The 20,046-nt window shown below is 61.9% G+C and carries 19 protein-coding genes; 8 read left to right on the plus strand and 11 right to left on the minus strand.

From position 1 onward, the window contains the following. Window positions 1–22: 22 nt before the first annotated feature. On the plus strand, window positions 23–1,096 hold the full coding sequence (locus tag P9292_RS31785) for an EpsG family protein (protein ID WP_309843490.1): 1,074 nt from the start codon (window positions 23–25) through the stop codon (window positions 1,094–1,096). A 6-nt stretch (window positions 1,097–1,102) separates the two neighbouring features. On the opposite strand, the gene P9292_RS31790 is transcribed toward P9292_RS31785, so the two are convergent. Further along, window positions 1,103–2,305 (minus strand): glycosyltransferase family 4 protein, encoded by a 1,203-nt coding sequence (locus tag P9292_RS31790; protein WP_309962936.1) that lies wholly within the window; start codon window positions 2,303–2,305, stop codon window positions 1,103–1,105. Window positions 2,306–3,313: 1,008 nt separating this feature from the next. On the opposite strand from P9292_RS31790, the gene P9292_RS31795 reads away from it, so the two are divergent. After that, window positions 3,314–3,814: a porin family protein gene (locus tag P9292_RS31795; protein ID WP_309962938.1), complete on the plus strand. Its 501-nt coding sequence runs from the start codon at window positions 3,314–3,316 to the stop codon at window positions 3,812–3,814. 63 nt (window positions 3,815–3,877) lie between these two features. Here P9292_RS31795 and P9292_RS31800 read toward each other — a convergent pair whose 3' ends face one another. The 9 genes from P9292_RS31800 to P9292_RS31840 all read right to left on the minus strand — a co-directional run bounded on the left by P9292_RS31800 (window position 3,878) and on the right by P9292_RS31840 (window position 12,159). Beyond that, window positions 3,878–4,636: a M48 family metallopeptidase gene (locus tag P9292_RS31800; RefSeq protein ID WP_244825525.1), complete on the minus strand. Its 759-nt coding sequence runs from the start codon at window positions 4,634–4,636 to the stop codon at window positions 3,878–3,880. 160 nt (window positions 4,637–4,796) lie between these two features. Beyond that, window positions 4,797–5,732, minus strand: coding sequence for a malonate decarboxylase subunit epsilon (gene mdcH / locus P9292_RS31805; protein WP_309962940.1), 936 nt, complete (start codon window positions 5,730–5,732; stop codon window positions 4,797–4,799). Continuing rightward, the gene (locus P9292_RS31810; RefSeq protein WP_309962942.1) at window positions 5,729–6,409 is read right to left on the minus strand and encodes a malonate decarboxylase holo-ACP synthase; all 681 of its coding nucleotides are present in this window, start codon (window positions 6,407–6,409) and stop codon (window positions 5,729–5,731) included. Before P9292_RS31810 ends, mdcH begins: the two co-directional genes overlap by 4 nt. A gap of 197 nt (window positions 6,410–6,606) precedes the next feature. Further along, on the minus strand, window positions 6,607–7,428 hold the full coding sequence (mdcE, locus tag P9292_RS31815; RefSeq protein ID WP_250465148.1) for a biotin-independent malonate decarboxylase subunit gamma: 822 nt from the start codon (window positions 7,426–7,428) through the stop codon (window positions 6,607–6,609). Continuing rightward, entirely contained in the window at window positions 7,425–8,270 is an 846-nt protein-coding gene (locus tag P9292_RS31820; protein WP_250509204.1) for a biotin-independent malonate decarboxylase subunit beta, read from the minus strand. The genes mdcE and P9292_RS31820 overlap by 4 nt, the downstream gene beginning before the upstream one ends. After that, entirely contained in the window at window positions 8,267–8,566 is a 300-nt protein-coding gene (locus tag P9292_RS31825; protein ID WP_244828068.1) for a malonate decarboxylase subunit delta, read from the minus strand. Before P9292_RS31825 ends, P9292_RS31820 begins: the two co-directional genes overlap by 4 nt. Before the next feature lie 31 nt (window positions 8,567–8,597). Continuing rightward, window positions 8,598–9,473 carry a triphosphoribosyl-dephospho-CoA synthase gene (locus P9292_RS31830; protein ID WP_309964246.1) on the minus strand — a complete coding sequence of 292 codons (876 nt, stop codon included), beginning with the start codon at window positions 9,471–9,473 and terminating at the stop codon, window positions 8,598–8,600. A gap of 200 nt (window positions 9,474–9,673) precedes the next feature. Continuing rightward, window positions 9,674–11,368 carry a malonate decarboxylase subunit alpha gene (gene mdcA / locus P9292_RS31835; RefSeq protein ID WP_250465146.1) on the minus strand — a complete coding sequence of 565 codons (1,695 nt, stop codon included), beginning with the start codon at window positions 11,366–11,368 and terminating at the stop codon, window positions 9,674–9,676. Then, window positions 11,365–12,159, minus strand: coding sequence for a GntR family transcriptional regulator (locus P9292_RS31840; protein ID WP_244825517.1), 795 nt, complete (start codon window positions 12,157–12,159; stop codon window positions 11,365–11,367). Before P9292_RS31840 ends, mdcA begins: the two co-directional genes overlap by 4 nt. A gap of 157 nt (window positions 12,160–12,316) precedes the next feature. Between P9292_RS31840 and P9292_RS31845 the strand changes: the two genes are divergently transcribed. The 3 genes from P9292_RS31845 (at window position 12,317) to P9292_RS31855 (ending at window position 14,780) form a co-directional block, all read left to right on the plus strand. Continuing rightward, a complete protein-coding gene (locus P9292_RS31845; RefSeq protein WP_244825515.1) occupies window positions 12,317–13,633 on the plus strand; it encodes an MFS transporter in 1,317 nt (438 codons plus the stop codon). 200 nt (window positions 13,634–13,833) lie between these two features. Next, on the plus strand, window positions 13,834–14,184 hold the full coding sequence (locus P9292_RS31850) for a hypothetical protein (protein ID WP_370652022.1): 351 nt from the start codon (window positions 13,834–13,836) through the stop codon (window positions 14,182–14,184). Between the two features lie 200 nt (window positions 14,185–14,384). Next, a complete protein-coding gene (locus tag P9292_RS31855) occupies window positions 14,385–14,780 on the plus strand; it encodes a hypothetical protein (RefSeq protein WP_309962944.1) in 396 nt (131 codons plus the stop codon). A 243-nt stretch (window positions 14,781–15,023) separates the two neighbouring features. Here the strand turns inward: P9292_RS31855 and fabI are convergent, their stop codons facing one another. Then, the gene (gene fabI, locus P9292_RS31860; protein WP_244825511.1) at window positions 15,024–15,815 is read right to left on the minus strand and encodes an enoyl-ACP reductase FabI; all 792 of its coding nucleotides are present in this window, start codon (window positions 15,813–15,815) and stop codon (window positions 15,024–15,026) included. Window positions 15,816–16,051: 236 nt separating this feature from the next. On the opposite strand from fabI, the gene P9292_RS31865 reads away from it, so the two are divergent. Genes P9292_RS31865 through P9292_RS31875 form a run of 3 tightly spaced genes read left to right on the plus strand, consistent with a single transcriptional unit; the run spans window position 16,052 to window position 20,042 of the window. Continuing rightward, the gene (locus P9292_RS31865; RefSeq protein ID WP_250465300.1) at window positions 16,052–17,875 is read left to right on the plus strand and encodes an extracellular solute-binding protein; all 1,824 of its coding nucleotides are present in this window, start codon (window positions 16,052–16,054) and stop codon (window positions 17,873–17,875) included. Window positions 17,876–17,889: 14 nt separating this feature from the next. Then, window positions 17,890–18,930: a microcin C ABC transporter permease YejB gene (locus tag P9292_RS31870; RefSeq protein ID WP_250465142.1), complete on the plus strand. Its 1,041-nt coding sequence runs from the start codon at window positions 17,890–17,892 to the stop codon at window positions 18,928–18,930. Further along, on the plus strand, window positions 18,930–20,042 hold the full coding sequence (locus P9292_RS31875) for an ABC transporter permease (protein ID WP_250465141.1): 1,113 nt from the start codon (window positions 18,930–18,932) through the stop codon (window positions 20,040–20,042). The genes P9292_RS31870 and P9292_RS31875 overlap by 1 nt, the downstream gene beginning before the upstream one ends. Window positions 20,043–20,046: the final 4 nt, after the last annotated feature.

The following is a 20,046-nucleotide window of genomic DNA, read 5'->3' on the forward strand; positions in this document are numbered from 1 at the left end:
AATCCGACCTAAAAGAATTTCGATGAAAGCCAGAATGACTCAAGCGCCGAGTCCAGCAGTTCCCCGTCGCAAAACTCAGGCGCGCGCCTACCTGACTACTCCTGGCGGCTGGCTATTCATCCTCATAGCGATTCTGTTGCTGGTGGTGGTTGCGGTAGGTGATCGTACGATGCTGCTCGATCAGGACAATTACCTGGAGTACTTCAGCCAGACAACGTGGGACTGGTTCGTCAATCTTTATCAGACACGCACTTCAACGCTCAGTTTTGTCATCAGCACGGTGACGGAGGAATTCGGCTGGCGTACCTGGTTGATCGTATTGAATGCGTTCGGCGTAACACCCGATATTGGTGTAAGACTGACCGTCGTATTGGCGAACGCACTTGTCATTGCGGCGCTTTTAGAAGTCCGGCGACCGCTACTAGGGCTGCTTCTTTGGGCGGTCGTTCCGGTAGCCTTGGCTACGGTCGGACTGTTTCAAATCCGTCAAGGTTTGGCATTCGGCATAGCGATGCTTATCACGCTGCGCTATCAGCGGCCCGTCCTCGGATGGGTGCTCGCGAGCTTCGTTCATACGACCTTCGCGATACCCGCGTTGCTATTGCTCTCCATTCGAGCGTGCGGAGATCGAAAATGGCCAGCGTTGATCGTTTCGAGTTTGACGGCGTTCGTACTCGCCGCCGCGGCGGGCTATCTTTTCAATAATTTCGGCGGCAGGCGAGTCGAGGAATATGCGGACTACCAGGACGATTTCACTATCCGGCTGCTCATCCTGTTGATCGTCTATGCAACGGCTTCTGTCATTGTGCTTTATACGCAATGGAAAGAGAAGGGCACAGCGAAGGACAAGGTATGGACGGAGCTATGCACGATGCACGTTGCGCTCATGGCTTATTTGGTCTTTGCGTATGTGCTGTTTCCGTTTGGGAAGGGACGCGTGTGGTATTGCATAGCGTTACTGCTGCCGTACGTGATCTCGCAAATACGATTCAAGAACGCGTTCTTGATATGGTGGACTGCGCTGATTCTTCTTGCCCTGACGGCAGATGCCCTCAAGAATTATCAGGCTGATGTCTACAGCTATTTTCTTCATTAGGCGATATCAACGGCGCGTCGAGTCGTAGGCGCCTTGCAATTCGTGTGAGTCGTAATCTGTCATGTCGTTTTCATGGATGGGTCGGCGCGCGGCGGCATCGTCGGTGTCCACGCCAACGCGCGTGAACAACTCGTCCCACACGCGAAGAATCGTATTCGTTGAATATCGCTCGCGAACGGACTTTGCACCTTTGCGACTCAGTTCGGCACGCAGCGTGTCATCGGTGAGCATCCTTTGAATTGCAGCGGCTAACGCTTGCGGATTGGCGACTGGCACAAGCAGCGCGTCCTGCCCGTCGCGCGTGATGTAGCGCGGACCACTGAGACAATCGACAGCTACGGCGGGAACGCCTAAAGCCATACTCTCGGCGAGCGCGAGGCCGAATCCTTCGAAGCGGGATGACATGACGAATGCCTGCGAGCGCAGAATCTCCGTCCATGGATTTTCGGTGACACCCGGAAGAAAGATGCGCTGGGTCATACCTCGCCTTTCGATCTCCGCTTCGAGCGATGCGCGTTCGGCGCCTTCACCCCATATCCACAGATCCCATTCTGGGCACGCATTCGCAATGGACGAGAATGCGTCGATCAAAAGGCGATAGTTCTTTTGCGGATGCAATCGTCCGAGCGAAACGAGGCGCATGTGCGCGCCGGTTTCGATAGACGGCGCCGACTGCTGGAATAATTCGTCAGGCAGCGGATTTGGGACGACAGCAATATGTCGCATGCCGGGCACCATTGTCTTGAACGGCGCGACGACATTTTCGGTGAGCACCGTTATCGCGCTGGCATGCGGGTAAGTCAGACGAGTAAGCAGTTTCCATAACGCGGATCGTCCGTCGCGAGATGGATCGTTATGCTCACAAGCGATAACCGGAATGCCCAAGCCTAATGTTGCAAGAATTGCGGCTACGTTGACATTGGTTAAAAAGGAAATCACGACGTCGGGACGGTTCTCCCGGATGAGCGAGCGCAAAGCCCGCTGCCGCTGAACGAAGCTCGATAACTTGCCGCCTTGACTCCCTGCACGGTCAGTCAGATAGATGAAGCGAACGTTCTCGGAGATCTTGTAAAAGCAATCACCCTTACCGCTATATGTAGCGATCAGCGTGACATCGTCACCGCGCTCACTCCAGGCATTCACGAGCGTGGCCGCGACCCTTTCCGCGCCGCCGCTTCCCATGGAACTCACCAATAGCGTGATTTTCATTTAAGTGATGCTCCAATTGGATGAGCTAACGAGGGGATGTCGCACTGTTGACGATCAGAGAAGTTACGAGTCTTTAAGGACGCTGCGAGTTTGACCACGGGACATCAAGACGATCGCATAGGTATGCAGTCTGAAGTCACGCTTGTGGGCTATGTAATCGCGTTCGCGTAATGGCGGATGGTTTCGCACGATGAACGACACGAGCGAGCCAAGTTGAAGAAAATCGGCTCTGACGAAAACGGCGCGTTCGAAAGCTAAAGAAGACTAACGATCTTATCATCGGAGCGAGTCTATCGATGTCTTTTGGAATGCAACTTTGTGGAGATGGCGTGCTCAGGGTCCGAGCTTAGAAACTTTGCGGAGCACGCCAGCCATGTCTCGGACGTGCCACGCGTCACACACCGACCGAATGGCAGATTGCAATATCAGGATGGTTCAGGAGAAACTCTCTGCCCGGTCGAGGTCTTCCACACGCAATAAAGAACGAGCGACGCACGATCATGTACGAGAGTCGGCTCCCATCTTCGATGGTTCAAACGGCTGGCGTGCAAAAATAGCGAATACTTACTCGAACCATTCAAAAAAACAGGCAGTGTCTGGAGGCGACGAAGTTGATCGTGAATGTGATTTTTAACGTGCTTGGAACGGCGGCGCTGATCGTCGTTTTGCTTTTGGGAAGTATCGCAATTTGGGACATTCTGCGCGGGAAGTAGGCGGCAAGTTCACTCATCCGCCGGTACTACCATCAATCGCCGCCACTTTCCCATGAGGCGTGCCGGTCTCATCGGCGTCATCGGCCAGGCAACACATGACGCATGTCACACCCTACGCCGCCGAGCCCAACCTTTAAGACAAGTCCGCTATCCGAGTTAACAATCGGAAACTAACCTTGCGCGTTGATTGTTTGGAAGCAGTCAATTGCAAGACAGCCTGCGCTGTCTCGATTATTTTCTTGCCTGAATTCGATTTGCGTGTTCTGGCGACGCCTTTCTCACGGTTGGCTCACTCATGGTAAGTATCAAAAAGGTAGCGGCGCCGCTTTTCGTCTCGCTGCTCGGTATCGCTAGCGCGCACGCTAGCGAATTCTCCGGCCCATTCGTCGGCGCGAAGCTCGGCTTGAATTTCTCCGATGCAACCGGACACGATTTCGAGAAATCGACGCACACGACGTTCTTTCCGGGCCTGACGGCAGGTTATAACGTCGATGTCAACCAGTTCGTAGTCGGCGTCGAAGGATTCGCTGATCTTCATGCCGGTTCCACGACCAAGAAGGACGGCGGCATCGACGTAAAAGTCGGCATGCCTATCGACGGCAACATCATGCCCTACGCGCGCGTGGGCTTCACTGGCACCTGGCCGGACACGCGCTTGCACTACGGCGCGGGCGTCGAGTATAAGTTCGCGAAGCAATGGAGTGTCGCTGGCGAATACACGGCCGACACGGCACACTGCGACGGCGGCCATCGTCGTAACGACAGCCTGACCGTCGGCGTGCATTACTACTTCTGATCGTCACGAATCGGAATGGAAAGCGCGAGCAACCGCTGCTCGCGCTTTTTTTTTGCCCCGTCCTTACTTGCCCGACGCAATCCGATCCTGAATGTGCTTCGCGCGCGAAGGCGACGACGGGTGCGAATCCATCATGCTCGACTTGCCGCCGTCGATCGTCGCGAGCTTCTGGAACGCCGTCACGAGGCCGGCCGGGCTGTATCCCTTCTTTTTCTGCATGTCGAACGAGTAATCGTCGGCGGCGCTTTCTTGCGATTGCGAGAATTGCGCCTGGACGAACTTCTCGGACAAGTCGCCCAGTTGCGATGCCGACAGATTCGCCACCGCGCCGCCCGTCGATGCCGCCGCCGAGCGCACGGCCGAGGTCGCATAGGCGAGCTGCATCGCTTTCTTGGTGTGGCCGAGCGCCACGTGACCCATTTCGTGGCCCACCACGCCGCGCACTTCGTCGTCGTTCATTGCGTCCATGAGGCCGCTGTACACGCGCACGCAACCGTTGGCCATCGCCCAGGCGTTGACATCCTTCGTGACGTAGACCTTGTAGTTGACCGGCACGCCATTGATGTTGTCGCCCAGTTGCTTCGAGATGCGGTTCAGACGCTGCGTGTATTGACTCGACGCCGGCGCAATCTTGTTTTCCTTGTCCAGGTCCGCGCACGATTTGTCGGAGAGCGTGCGCACATCGGCGTCACTCAGTGTGAAGGCTTGCGATGCGAGCTGGCCAGACTGCAACAGCGTGTCGGGATTGAGTGCATTCATGCTGCTGCAGGAGATGAGCGCGCACAGAGCAGGCGCCGCGAGCGCCAAGCGGATGAATTTCATGTTTCGGTCTTCCTAGAATTGTTTTTGGGGCGTCCGTGACGCGATGCTTCGCGCACGGAGCGGCATCGTCGATGTCCGTCGAACAAAAAGCTAGCGGAACATTCCGATTTTGCTTACGGACGTTGACAATTCGCTGTCGGAAAAGTGCGGAAAAAGCGGATTAATCTGCGGCGCGCTGGTTTGCCGCGCGTACGCGAACGGCGGTCGGATGAGTGGACGCGGCGTCCATGGATAGCGCCTGCGCATCGGGCAGGGCGTCGCTTGCGAGTTGCGTCAGCGTGTGGCCGGGCGGCATTTCGACGAAGACATTTGCGCCGAGTTCGAACAGCGCGATGGTCGATTCGTGCCAGCGCACCGGATAGCGCAAGTTGGTCGCGAGGTCTTCGCGCACGGCATCGGCGCGACGCAGCACGCGTGCGCCGCGATTGCCGACATATGGAACGCGTGGTGCATCGAAGCGGACTTTCGCGGCAGCTTCGATCAATTGCGTGGCCGCGTCTTCGAGCAGCACGCAATGCGAAGGCACGCTCACCGCTAACCGTTCGGCCTTGCGCGCGCCGCGTTCGAGCGCGAGGCGGCTCACGGCTTCGAGCGCATCATCGCTGCCGGATACGACGATTTGACGCGGCGCGTTCAGATTGCCGACATAGGCATCGGCGTGACCGTCGGCGATCACGCGTGCAATCTCTCGTTCGTTCAGGCCGAGCACCGCCAGCATGCCGTAGCCGTGCGGATACGCGTTCTGCATGAGCGTCGCGCGCAGGCGAACGAGGCGCAGGGCATCGTCGAACGCAACGGCGCCGCTCGCCACCGCCGCGCCATACGCGCCGACCGACAAACCCGCGACGGCTTCCGGCTCGATACCTTCGGCCGCGAGCGCGCGCGCCGCCGCCACGGCTGCCGCCAGCAACGTGACTTGCACCGCGACGGTCGACTCAAGCGCGGTGGCGTCATCGAGTTGCAGGATGTTTTCGCCGAGGATGTCGGATGCTTCGGCGAGCGTCTGCCCGATGACCGGATGCGGTTGCTCGCCGCCCAGCCGATGCAAAAAGCCTGGCGTCTGCGCACCCTGTCCCGGAAAGAGATACGCGATCATGCGGCTGCCCACGGATCGGCGACGAGTCGCGGCCCGTCGGCGTGACGCAGCATCACGCGTAGATTCGCGCGCGCGAATTCCGCGAGCGAGAAGGCGGCTTCCGGCGTTTCGATCTGCACGTCGATGCGCGTGCCGATCTCCCGCGCGGTTCGCGACAGTGTGTCGAGAAGCGCGGCGGCTGCATCGCGCGAAAGCGGCGAGGGCGCGCGAATCACGATGTCGAGATCGCTTTCGGGTGTGACCGTGGGTGTACCGCTCGCGAGTTCGAAGCCTGTGCTGCCGGCGGGGCCCCAGGCGAGTCCCGTTGCCTGGATCGAAGACGAGATTGCCCGCAGAAGCGCGAACGCGGGCAAGTGTGCGCGGTCCGAATCGGGCGTGCGTTCGAGCAAGGCTTCGGGAGACAACGCAGACGCGATCGACCGTTGATCGATCCACGCGCCGAAGCGCTCGCCGCGCGTCGAACCGCGTACGCCGATGGGAATTGCGTCGCCCAGGCGCGGCGCACGGCGGACGACGACGAAAGGTGAGCGCGCGAGCGAGGTGGCGACCCAGGACGGCACGTTGGGCGCGAAGAGCAGCGAGGCCGCGACATCCGCGCCGCCTCCGGCCGATGACGACAGCGTGTCGATCTTCAGCAGGTCATGTGGCCGTATCTCATACTGCCTTGCGTTCATCATTGTTCTCATCGGTGACGCTTGCTGGGCACGCGCAGTCACGAATCGCGCGACCGTGTCGAACGATGCGCGGCAAACGGGCCGCACAAAGGCCTCTTGCATGTTGCGTCGAAGCGGAGCTCATCGTCGGTGACAGCTGCTTCATTGGTGCGTGACAAGCCATTCTCGATGCGCCAAGCCGCATGGAGCACCGCCCCGACTCAAGCTTCATCCCACTGCTCACGCATTCGCTTGCGCACTTCCACCGACGCAGCCCGCGTGCGCTTCGCATCGGCAGAACCAAGCCGGCTCGACAGATCACGCAAAGCACCGCGCGCATCGTTCACGGCCGCCGCAAGCGATGCCTTCACGCGCTCGATCTCGGCCGCCGAGGGCGCATCCGCATCGACGCCTTCGATCAGTTCATGCAGCAATCCGAGCTTTGCATAAGCGCTCATCTTGTACGACATCGGCAAGACGGTGTCGCCGAGCGCATCCAGACTTTCCACGCTGCGCCGCGTGACGCGCGCGGCTGCTTCGCGACCCATTGCGTGCACGGCGGTGCCGGGTGAATCGAGCGCGACGATCCGGTTCGCCTGATACCCGTGCGCCAAATACGCGCCCGACATGGCCGGCCCGACGATCAACGCAATCACCGGATGACCCGCAAGACGCGCGCTCGCATAAGCATCGACGGCAGCGGCGCAGGCAAGATGCACGCCGAGCAGTTCCTCGCGCCGGCCATAAGCCTGACTTTTGACATCGACGACGGCGACGATCGGACGCTTCACGTCACGCTCGCGATCCGCGTCGATAACCTCGCGCACCGCGCGCGCCAACAGCCATCCCTGTTCGAGGCCGACGACGTTGTCGCGGGCGCGTGGAAAGCGGTTGTCCGGATCGGGCACGACGGCGAGAAAATGCGCGTGCTCGCCGTTCAAAAGCCCGCCACGCGCGCGAATCGGACCGGCTTGCGCGCCGGACGCAGGCGAAGTCAGCGCGTCGATCCAGCGTTCGCCGCGCGAGAGAGTTGTCGTGTTCATCGTGATGCACTCCAGAGCGTGCGCAGCGTTTCGGGATCGATGGCGTCCGGGTTCACGCGCGCCAGACGCTCGATGAAACCGTCCACGTCCTCGGTGCGATGACGCGTCGGCACGCCGCGCGCGAACGCCGCCAGCACCGCGTCGCGTACTTGCGCGGTATCGTCTTCGACGAGCGCATCGACGAGGCCGACCGCCGCGCGTTCTTCTCCGCCAATCATCGACCAGATGAGGCGCCGGTCGCCCGAATCGAGCTCCTCGATGCCCGCTTCCTGTTCGATCACCTCCGGCCCGTTCATGCCAAGGCGCGCCTGCCGCGTCATCACGAGTTCGGTGCAGAGCGCCGCCGCGAGCGACATGCCGCCGAAGCAGCCGACCATGCCGCCGATCACGCCGACCACCGGCACGTGCCGCCGCAACGCGACGATCGCCGCCTGAATCTCGGCGATGGCTGCAAGCCCGAGGTTCGCCTCCTGCAGGCGCACGCCGCCCGTTTCGAACAGTACGACGGGACGGATTGCGCGGCCCGCTTCGAACTCGCCGAGCGCCATTTCGAGCGCGGCCGCGATCTTCGCGCCCGAGACTTCGCCGATGCTGCCGCCCTGAAACGCGGGTTCGATCGCCGCGATCACGGCGGGTTCGCCATCGAGCATGCCGCGCGCGATCACCGCGCCGTCGTCGGACTGGCAGACGACGTTCTGCATGGCAAGCCACGGCGATTCGAGCCGGTCGAAGGGGCCGAGCAGTTCGCGAAAGGTGCCGGCATCGAGCAGGGCGCGGGCGCGTTCGCGCGCGGTCATCTCGATGAAGCTGTGACGCGCGAGAAAGGTGTCGTGAGCGTTCATGGCGTGCCCTCGCTGGCTTCGACGGCTTCATTCAGGCGCAGCATGACCACGCCGGGCGTCGCGCCGAAGTCGTTGAGTTCGAGTTTCGCGGCGCCGTCGTATCGCTGAAAAAAACGGTCGAGCACACTCTTCCAGACATGCTCGTAGCCGTCGACGCTCGTGCGGATCACCACTTCCGCATTCGCTGTCGCCGATGGCGAGAGCAGCACTTCGAGATCGCCCGAGCCGACCACGCCGACGTGCGCGCGACGCGGCACAGGGCGGGTGGCGGGGTATTCGTATCGGATGTTTTCCATCATCGTTCCTCTTCGATGCGCGCGTTGCGAATCAATGCAAGCGCCTGAGACTGTCGAGAAAGAGCGTCGCCGCAAGCAAGTCGGCGGCGCCGCCAGGCGATGCATCGAGCGCGAGCAGTTCGCGGTCGAGTTCGTGAAGCGCTGTCTTGCCGCTCGCCGATGCAACGCCGCCTGCGTCAAGCACACGACGCGCGCCGTATTGCGCGACTCGCAGCGCCGTCATGCCGCCGCGATGCAGGAGACAGGTATCGTCGAGCGACGCCATGATCGCGACGAGCGCTTCGAGGCGCGCGTCGTTTTCATCGAGATTGCGGCAACGGGCTGCACCGAGCGCGGGCAGCCCAATTTCGAGCGCATGCGGAAAGCCATCGCACGCTTCGCCGCGCGCGCCTGCCACACGGTATCGCGCCGACACGCGCGCGCCGTGACTCGTTTGTGCCGACGCGGGCGCGTAACGATCCTTGAAGCGTGCGATGCGTGCCGCGCTTGCGCAGATCGCCGCGCTGTCGTCGGGCGCATGCATTGCCGCGCCGGCGCACAGCAAGCCGACGATCCAGATCGCACCGCGATGCGCGTTGCTGCCGGCGGTCGCGTGCATCATCGCAATCTCGCCTTCGCGGCCAATGCGTGCAAGCTGTTCGCGTAACGTCTGCGACGGGTCGAGATCGGCCGACGCGCGAGCGATGGCGACAAACGTGGGGTGCAACGCTTTTGCCGAGCGCAACATGATGTCGAGCGACAAATCGCGATGCGCGCCGCTGCCGCGCCGGTCCACCAATGCGGGTTTCGGTGTGAGGCACGCTTCGTCGATGAGCGCGGCCACGGCGCGGGTCGCGATGGCATCGGGCGCGATCGGCTGCAAGTGGGCGAACCGAGTGGCTTCGCGCGACGCTAGCGCCGTTTGCATCGCATGGCCCATGCTCGGGCGGGCAGCGGCTCCGGTATTGGCGTGCGTTGCGACGGCACGCGAATTCGACGGGTTCGCATGCGTGGCGTCATCGAGCCGCGCCTCTGCGTTCCACGAACACACGCCAGCGGGAATGTCGGCAACCACGCAAAGGCTCGACGCTTTGTCTTCACGGTCAGACATACACGAACCCATCGCGCTCACCAGCTTCTGAAGCGCGCAGGCGGCGCATACAGACCGCCCGACCACGCCACCAGGTCGTCGATACTGCGTGCCGCGAGCAGCGAACGCTTTGCTTCGCCGCGCCGCACGCCGAGGTCTTCCGGCAACGCGACGATGCCGCGCCTTCTCAACTCCGCCGTCTTCTTCGCATCCGCGCGCATGCCGATGGGCGTGACGCCCGCCACGGCGGCAAGCGCGGCGCGGCGCTCATCGACACCTTCGGCCGCATGCAGATACGCGATGCCTTCTTCCGTCACGACGTGCGTGACATCGTCGCCGTAGATCATGACAGGCGCGATCGGCATGTTGCTTTTTTCACCGACGGCGATGGCATCCAATGCATCGACGATGGTCGGCTCGCCGCCTTTCTTGTACGTCTCGGCGGTCTGCACGACGAGTTTGTGACCGCGCGCGATGGCCGGGTTCGGGCCGTCGTTTTTCAGCAGCTTGAGCCACGCCTCGCTCGAATGACGGCGCCCGCGTGGATCGTGGCCCATGTTGGGCGCGCCGCCGAAGCCCGCCAGCCGCCCGAGCGTGACGGTGGACGAGTTGGCGTCGGCGTCCATCTGCAGGGTCGAACCGATGAAGAGATCGACGCCGTATTGCCCTGCCAACTGGCAGAACACGCGGTTAGAACGCAGGCTGCCATCGCGGCCGGTGAAGAACACGTCCGGCCGCGCCGTGATGTAGTCCTCCATGCCGACCTCGCTGCCGAAGCAGTGCACGCTCTGCACCCAGCCGCTTTCGATCGCGGGGATCAAGGTCGGATGCGGATTGAGCGCCCAGTGCGTGCAGATCTTTCCCTTCAGCCCGAGCGATTCGCCATATGTCGGCAGCAGAAGTTCGATGGCCGCCGTATCGAAACCGATGCCGTGATTCAGCGAAGTCACGCCGTAGCGGTCGTAGATGCCGCGAATGGTCATCATCGCCATGAGAATCTGCAACTCGCCGATATGCCGCGGATCGCGCGTGAAGAGCGGCTCGACGGCGAACGGGCGGTCTGCCTTCACGACGACATCGATCCACGAACCGGGGATATCGACGCGCGGCAGTTCATCGACGATCTCGTTGACCTGCGCGATCACGATGCCATGTCTGAACGCGGTGGCCTCGACGATGGTAGGCGTGTCTTCGGTGTTCGCGCCCGTGTAGAGATTGCCGTGCCGGTCTGCCTGCACCGCGCACACGAGCGCCACCTGCGGCGTGAGGTCGATGAACATGCGCGCATACAGTTCGATATACGTATAGATCGCGCCGATCTCGAGTTGTCCGTCTTCGAGCAGTTGCGCGACGCGCAGACTTTGCGGACCGGCGAACGCGAAATCGACCTTGCGCGCGATGCCCTGTTCGAACAGCGCGAGATGGTCCGGGCGGCTGATGCTCGAAATCAGCAGATGAACGTCGTGCACGCGTTCGGGATCGAGTCTGGCGAAGGCGCGCGAGAGGAAGTCGGCCTGTTTCTGATTGTTGCCTTCGAGCGCCACGCGGTCGCCCGTGACGATCAGCGCGTGCAAGGCATCGACGATACGGTCGGTCGCGAGCACCGAGCCGTCGAGCCACGGTTCGATCAGCTTGAGGCGGCGCGCTTTTTCCTGCGCGCGCGTGTTCCACTGCCGGGTTTGCGGGCTCGTGTCGCGCGCGGGCGACGTGGCAGGCGTCGGGGACGAGTTCATCGATCCTCCTTCAAAGAGGTTGCAGAAGCCGTTGCGGGCGCGGCGCGCGGGCGGCGCTTCTTCTTGACATGGCTCGCCGCGGCAAGCGCTTGCGCATCGGCGAGAAAGCGGTGGATCAAATCGCCTGTCGCAAGCAGATGACGCGCGACGAGCGTTTGCGCCTGTTCGATATCGCGGGCGACGAGCGCGGCAAGAATCGCGCGATGCTCCGCATCCGACGAATCCTTGTGAATCGGCAAGCCGAGCTTCAGCCGCAAATAACGTTCGCCGCGCCGATGCATCTGGCCGATCAGCTCCATCAGACGCGGCCGGTCCGCGGGCGCGTAAAGGCTCATATGGAACTGCTCGTTGCGCACGACGTAGAGCGCCGGGTCCGGCTCGCTTTCCGCCGCTTCGAGCAGACGTTGCGATTCGGCGAGCGTTTGCGCCGTGTGATGTTCGAGCGCGATGCCGATCGCCAAGCTTTCGAGCGACGCGCGTATCTCGTAGATCTCGCGCGCCTCGTCGGCCGATTGCAGGCTGACGGCCGCGCCACGATTCGGCTCGATGGTCACCCAGCCTTCGCTTTCGAGCTGCCGGAACGCTTCGCGCACCGGAATCGCGCTCACCGAAAACTGCCGTGCGATGGCGTCCTGGCGCAGCGGTTCGCCCGGCAACAACGCACCTTCGACGATAGCCGTGCGCAACGCATCCGCGATGAAGCGCGACGTGCTCTGGCGCGGTTCGAACTGTGCGTGACGAAACGATGCAAGTGGCTGCGCTGCATCGGAAGTGGAGAGATCTGTCGGCATGGCTAGGTGTAAGTGCGGACTTGCCGCGTGTCAATGTTCAAATATTATATATAAAACGATGCGCGACTTCACAGAAGGTGCTTTCCCTAAGCTGGGAGCGGCTGACAAGAATCGAGAGCGCGCGTGTATCTATATTCCCCTTTCCGGAGACATGGCCATGCCAACCACGGTGGACCGAGAGTTACGCGCCTCGCGCCCGATCAAAACCCCGCTCAACCGCTCGCAGATCACCGGCTTCTGGGGTGCGTGGGCCGGCTGGACGCTCGACGGAATGGATTCTTTCATCTACGCGCTCGTGCTTGCGCCCGCGCTCACCGAACTGCTGCCGCGTTCGGGCTACGCGGCCACGCCCGCGAACGTCGGTCTTGCAGGCTCCATACTCTTCGCGCTCTTTCTGGTCGGATGGGGACTGTCGTTCATCTGGGGACCGCTCGCCGATCGCTTCGGGCGCACCAAGGTGCTCGCCGCGACCATTTTCACGTTCGCGATTTTCACGGGGCTGGCCGCGACATCGCATTCGGTTTGGGAGTTGGGCATTTATCGCTTCTTTGCGGGCGTCGGCATAGGCGGGGAGTGGGCGCTTGCCGGAACCTACGTCGCCGAGGCATGGCCGGAAGATCGTCGCAAGATGGGCGCGGGTTATCTGCAAACCGGGTATTACGCGGGCTTCTTTCTGGCGGCCGCGCTCAACTACACGATCGGCGCGGCATTCGGCTGGCGCGCGATGTTTCTGGTTGGACTGTTCCCGGTCGTCGTATCGATTCTCGTGCTCTTGCGCGTGAAGGAAACCGACAAGTGGCAGCGCGCCGAAGCGACGAGCGCGCCTGCCGTCAAGCAGCACGGTTCGTTGCGCACGATCTTCTCGCCGCAGTATCGCAAGCGCACGATCGTCGCGGCGGTGCTGCTGACCGTGGCGATCATCGGTCTGTGGGCGGGCGCGGTGTATGAACCGTCGGCAGTCATTCAGCTTGCGACGAAGGCCGGCATGAGCAAGCCGGAAGCCGCGCGCATGGCGTCGATCGCGACGGGCTTGCTGTCCATCGGCACGATCATCGGCTGTCTCGCCTTGCCGCCGATGGCCGAGCGCATCGGCCGGCGCAAGACGCTCGCGGTGTATTTCGTCGGTATGGCGGCTTCCATTGCGCTGTCGTTCGGCTGGGCGTTCTATCTGCCGAACGGGCTCGTGCCGTTCATTGCGCTGCTCGTCGTGCTCGGCTTCTTCGGCGGCAACTTCGCGCTCTTCAGCCTGTGGCTGCCGGAACAGTTCGAAACGCGCGTCCGGGCGACGGCGTTCGCATTCTGCACGTCGGTGGGACGCTTCTTCGGCGCGATCGTGAACTTCGGCATCGGCGCGATGGTGCTGCATATGAAGACGCTCGGCGTGCCGATCGCGCTCACGGGTATCGCGTTTCTCATCGGCCTCGCGGTGATTCCGCTCGCGCCTGAAACGCGCGGACAGGAACTGCCCAATTAGTGCCCGTTGCACGGTCCCTGACGGCGGCTTTCACGAGCCGCCGTTTCTCATTGGCGCGCGGCGTGCATGATCCTTACTCTCCGTAATCATTTGCCTGGTAGGCATTGGTAATGGGACGTTACCAAGTGGCACACAAGCAAAGGCGTTCGTTCGATATAGTCCACTCAACACAACAAACATCCCATCGAGGTGGGCTTCACATGAACAAGGTATTGAGGACATCCGCGCTCGCAGGAGCGTTCGTCATCGGTGGTATGACGCTGTCCGGCGCGGCCATGGCGGGCGTTTCCGTCGGCATCAATCTCGGCGTGCCCGCGCCCGTGTACGTTGCGCCGGCGCCGGTCTATGCGCCTCCGCCTCCGCCCGTGGTCTATGCGCCGCCGCCTCCGCCGGTTTATGCGCAACCGGCTATCGTGATCGGATGGCATGGCGACCAGTACTGGGATGGCCATCGCTACTGGAACCGCGACGAGTGGAACCACGGTCACGGCGGTCACGGATACGGCGGCCGCGACTACGATCATCACGATCACGGTCATCACGACCATTGAGCGAACGTCGCGCTCAGAGAAAGCCACCCTGTCGAAGGGTGGCTTTTTATTTGTCGCCGCGCGGCAGCGTGTAACAAAAGGTAAGGTTTCTCCTGACGAGAGCCACGTCATGGGAAGAACTTACAAAGCTGAAATATTGCGCTGAAAGGCGTCCGTTATATTTTGTCGCAAGCCAATCAAAACAAAACGAGGACCACGCGATGAAAGTGAATGTCATGGGGCTAGTGCTGGGCGGCATGTTGATCGTGACCGCGTCAGCGATAAGTGGCACCGCGCACGCCGATGTACACGTAGGCGTGAACGTCGGCATCCCCGCGCCGGTGTACGTTGCACCCGCGCCTGTGTACGCGCCGCCTCCGCCGCCTGTGATTTATCAGCCGGCTCCAGTTTATGCGCGTCCGCCCGTGATCATCGGCTGGTACGGTAACCGGTATTGGGATGGGCGCCGTTACTGGAACCGGAACGACTGGAACCGTTATCACGGCCACGGTTACGGGCATGGCTACAATCGCGGGCCGCAACACGGACACGGTAACGGGTACGGACACGGCAATGGTCATGGCAACGGACATGGTGGTTCGCATGGCAGGCATTGAACGCACTGGTCCAGTGTGGCTGCCGAGTCGGCAGACATAGCGAGCCTTTAGACGACGCTATCAAAGGCGTTCTTCACAAAGCCAACGTTCCCGAAGGCGAGGGTCACGAAGATCACGCCCGTATGAATGGCGCTGTATTAGCGGCTGTCACGACGCCGCCATTCGCAAAAACCTGAGCACAAAAGCAAAAGGGCCGCTCTCGCAAGAGAGCCGCCCTTTGCACATGACCGAGCGCCGCAGGCGTTATTCCGTCACGCCCGCCATACCGCCGACCACCGCATTGAATCCCGCATCGACGTGCACGATTTCCGCGCTCACGCCGGCCGCGAGATCCGACAGCAGGAACGCCGCCACGTTACCCACCTGTTCGATCGTCACGTTGCGCTTGAGCGGCGCGTTGTTTTCGACGAAATCGAGAATCTTGCCGAAGCCCTTGATGCCGCTGGCCGCGAGCGTCTTGATGGGACCGGCCGAGATGCCGTTCACGCGCACGCCGTTGTTGCCCATCGAAGCCGCGAGATAGCGCACGCTTGCTTCGAGCGATGCCTTGGCAAGACCCATCGTGTTGTAGTTGGGAATCGCGCGCTCGGCGCCGAGGTAGCTCAACGTGAGCAGCGACGAACTGTCCGACAGCATCGACTTGGCCGCCTTGGCGAGCGCCGGAAAGCTGTACGCCGAAATGTCGTGCGCGATACGGAAGTTTTCGCGCGTCATGCCGTCGAGGAAGTCGCCCGCGATCGCTTCACGCGGCGCGAAGCCGATGGAATGCACGAGACCGTCGAGCGAATCCCAGCGTTCCTTGAGCGACGCGAAGAGTGCGTCGATGTCGGCGTCGTTCGCGACATCGCACGGAAAGATCAGATCGCTTTCGAATTCGGTTGCGAATTCGGTGATGCGATCCTTGAAACGCTCGCCGACATAGGTGAACGCCAGCTCCGCGCCTTCGCGCTTGCAGGCCTGTGCGATGCCGTAGGCAATCGAACGGTTCGACAGCAAGCCCGTCAGCAGAATTCGTTTTCCAGCGAGAAAGCCCATGAATGCTCCTTTGAAGTCAATGTCGCGCACGTTGGCGAACGAGCCGCATCTGCCCGCGCCGCGTGAGCCTCAAGCGCGTGCGGCGCAATTGACCCACGGTCGCACGGCTTTTGATTTGGGTAGAATTCTCTCACATCGCAATGGCCTGCCCGACCCGAACGTCGATTGCGCGATACCCGGCGCCCAAGGAGCTTATGACGACTCGCACGACGATCCGCCCAACCCGCGCATGGCGCATGGCCATTGCGCTCGCGCTGGCCGGATCGATCGTCTCGGGCGCGAACCAGGCCGAGGCGGCGCACGCTTACGCACAGTACGGCGAGCCGAAATATCCGGCCGGCTTCAGTCACTTCGATTACGTCAATCCCGACGCGCCGCGCGACGGCACGCTCGTACTCGCCAATCCGAACCGCCTGACGAGCTTCGACAAATTCAATCCGTTCACCTTGCGCGGTAATCCCGCGCCGGGGCTCTCGCTGATGTTCGAAAGCCTGACCACCGGCAGTCTCGATGAAGTATCGACCGGTTATGGCTTGCTTGCCGACGACATCGCCGTCGCACCCGATGGCCTGTCCACCACGTTCCACATCAACCCGAAAGCGCATTTCTCGAATGGCGATCCCGTTACCGCCGAGGACGTCAAGTTCTCGTTCGAGACGCTGAAAAGCCCGCTCGCCGCGCCGCAGTTCTCCGTGTACTTCGGGCAGATCGCGCGCGCGGTCGTGGTGGACGCATCGACCATTCGCTTCGAATTCAAGACCGCGACGCGCGAGATGCCGTTGCTCGCGGGCGGCATTCCCGTGTTTTCGCGCAAATGGGGAGTGAAGCCCGACGGCACGCGTATTCCGTTCGATCAACTCGCGTTTCAGAAGCCGATCGGCAGCGGCGCGTATTTGATCGACCAATACGACAACGGCCGCACCATCTCGTACAAGCGCAACCCGAACTACTGGGGCGCGGCGTTGCCGGTGCGCGTGGGCTTGTTCAATTTCGCGCAGATTCACTACAAGCTGTATTCGGACCCGGTCGCGCGGCTCGAAGCCTTCAAGGCGGGCGAGTACGACGTGCTCGTCGAATACGTTGCGCGAAGCTGGGTGCGGCGCGATATCGGCAAGCGCTTCGACAGCGGCGAACTCATCAAGCGCGAATTCCCGCAGCATAACGGCACCGGCATGCAGGGCTTTTTCATGAACACGCGCCGGCCGCTCTTCAAGGATGTGCGCGTGCGTCAGGCGCTCGATCTCGCGCTCGACTTCGAGTGGCTCAACCGGCAACTGTTCTTTAATCAGTACAGGCGCATCGACAGCTTCTTCGTCAATACGGACTTGCAGGCGAAGGGCAAGCCGAGCGACGGCGAACTCGCCATTCTCGATCCGCTCAAAAAGGACCTCGATGCGTCCGTGTTCGGCGAGATGCCGCGTCAGCCCGACACCGACCCGCCCGGATCGCTGCGCGCCAACCTCATCAAGGCGCGCGGATTGCTCGCCGAGGCGGGCTGGACGTATCGCGATGGCGCGCTGCGCAATGCGAAGGGCGAGCCCTTCGTGTTCGAGATTCTCGACGATACGGGCGGCGGCGCCTCCATGGAACCGGTCGCCGCCGCGTTCGGGCGCAATTTGCAAAAGCTCGGCATCACGATGAACTTTCGCACCGTCGACTACGCGCTGATCCAAAAACGGCTCGACGCGTTCGATTTCGACGTCACGAGCGTGCGCATGCCCGACGTGCAGATTCCCGGCACGGAGCAAGTCTCGCGCTTCGGCAGCAAGTCCGCCGACGAGCAAGGCTCCGACAATCTCGCCGGCGTGAAGTCGAAGGCGGTCGACGCGATTCTGCAAAAAGTGGTGGGCGCGCAGACGCGCGAACAACTCGTCGATGCTACTCACGCGCTCGATCGCGTGCTGATGAATGGCTATTACGTGGTGCCGCATTGGTATTCGGCGACGCATCGGGTGGCGTATCGCAATACGCTTCAGTACCCCGCGACCTTGCCGCTCTACTACACGGCGGAAGAGTGGGTAGTGTCGGCGTGGTGGGCGAAAGCCGCCGCGTCGAAATAACAGGACCGCGCGCCATGTGGAGCTACATACTCAAACGCATTCTGTTGATGATCCCGACGCTCATCGGCGTGCTCACGCTGACCTTCGTCGTGATTCAGTTCGTGCCGGGCGGGCCTGTCGAGCAGGCGGTGCACGATCTGCGGCGCGGCAACGCGGAAGGCGGCGGCGGCTTCGGGCTGCGCACGCATACTGGCGTGGATGCCCAGCAGGTCGCGCAACTCAAGGCGCTCTACGGCTTCGACAAGCCGCCTTTGCAGCGTTACTGGCTGATGCTCGGCAAGTTCGCGCGCTTCGATCTCGGCGACAGTTACTTCCGGCATCAAAGCGTCTGGTCGCTGATCGTGTCGAAACTGCCGGTGTCGATCAGCATCGGCGTATGGACGTTTTTCATCACTTATCTGATATCGGTGCCGCTCGGGATAGCGAAGGCGGTGAGAAACGGCTCGCGCTTCGACGTGGCGACGAGTCTCATCGTGCTGATCGGTTTCGCGATTCCCGGCTTCGTGCTCGGCGTGCTGCTGCTCGTGCTGTTCGGCGGCGGCTCGTTCTGGCAGCTTTTCCCGTTGCGCAATCTCACTTCGGATAACTGGGCCACGCTCTCGCTCGGCGGCAAGATCGTCGATTATCTGTGGCACATCACCTTGCCGGTGGTGGCGTCGGTGGTCGGCAGCTTCGCCATCGTCACCATGCTGACCAAGAACGCGTTTCTCGACGAAATCCGCAAGCAATACGTGCTCACCGCGCGCGCGAAGGGCCTTTCCGAAAGACGCGTGCTCTGGAAGCACGTGTTCCGCAATGCGCTCCTGCCGCTGATCGTCGGCTTTCCCGCAGCGTTTATCGGCGCATTCTTCACGGGCAGTCTGCTGATCGAAACGCTGTTCTCGCTCGACGGACTCGGACTGCTCTCGTACGAATCCGTGGTGCGGCGCGACTATCCCGTCGTGCTAGGCACGCTCTATCTCTTCACGCTGATCGGGCTTGCGACCAAGCTCATCTCCGATCTCTGCTACGTCTGGGTCGATCCGCGCATTCAATTCGAGCAACTGGAGCGCTGATGAACCGAGCCGCTTCTTCACGATCCTCACGCGGCGCCGCCGATGCGCAGCCCTTGCGCGAGCCGGTTTCGCCATCGCCTTCGCGGCGGGTGTGGATGCGTTTCAGGCAGCACAAGCTCGGCTACTGGAGTCTGATCGTGTTTGTCGTGGCGTTCGCGATCAGCCTGGCCGGCCCGCTTTGGTCGAACGACAAGCCGCTCGTCGTGCGCTACCAGGGACACTTGTATTTTCCGATCGTGCAGACCTACGCGGAAACGACGTTCGGCGGCGACTATCCGACGCCCGCCGATTATCTCGACCCGTTCGTGCGCGACCGCTTCAGCGCGCCGGGCAATTTCGCGGTTTATCCGCCGAATCACTATTACTACGACACGCTCAATTACTTCTCGAAGGGCTCGAATCCCGCGCCGCCGTCGCGCGAGAACTGGCTCGGCACCGACGACCGCGGGCGCGATGTGTTCGCACGGCTCGTCTACGGCTTTCGCGTATCGGTGCTGTTCGCGCTCGTGCTGACGGCCATCGGCACGGTGCTCGGCGTGGTGGCGGGCGCGGTGCAGGGCTACTTCGGCGGCCGGACCGACATCGCCGGGCAACGGCTGATCGAAATCTGGAGTGCGTTGCCGGAGCTTTATCTGCTGATCATCTTCGCGTCGATCTTCGAGCCGAGCCTCGTCTTGCTGGTCATCCTGCTGTCGCTGTTCGGCTGGATCGGGCTGTCGGACTACGTGCGCGCGGAGTTTCTGCGCAACCGCACGCAAGACTACGTACGCGCCGCGCGCGCGATGGGTTTGTCCAACTGGCAGATCATCTGGCGGCATGTGCTGCCCAATAGCCTGACGCCCGTCATCACATTCCTGCCATTTCGCATGAGCGGAGCGATTCTCGCGCTCACGAGTCTCGATTTTCTCGGGCTGGGCGTGCCGTCGCCGACGCCGTCGCTCGGTGAATTGCTCGCGCAAGGCAAGGCCAATCTCGACGCGTGGTGGATTTCGCTGTCCACCTTCGGCGTGCTGGTGGCGACCCTGTTGCTTCTGACTTTCATGGGCGACGCCTTGCGCAACGCGCTCGACACGCGGATTGCGGATGCGGTGAAGGCCGGAGGCGCGAAGTGAGCGC

Origin of the sequence: Caballeronia sp. LZ001, assembly GCF_031450875.1 — a bacterium.
Classification (GTDB): Bacteria; Pseudomonadota; Gammaproteobacteria; order Burkholderiales; family Burkholderiaceae; genus Caballeronia.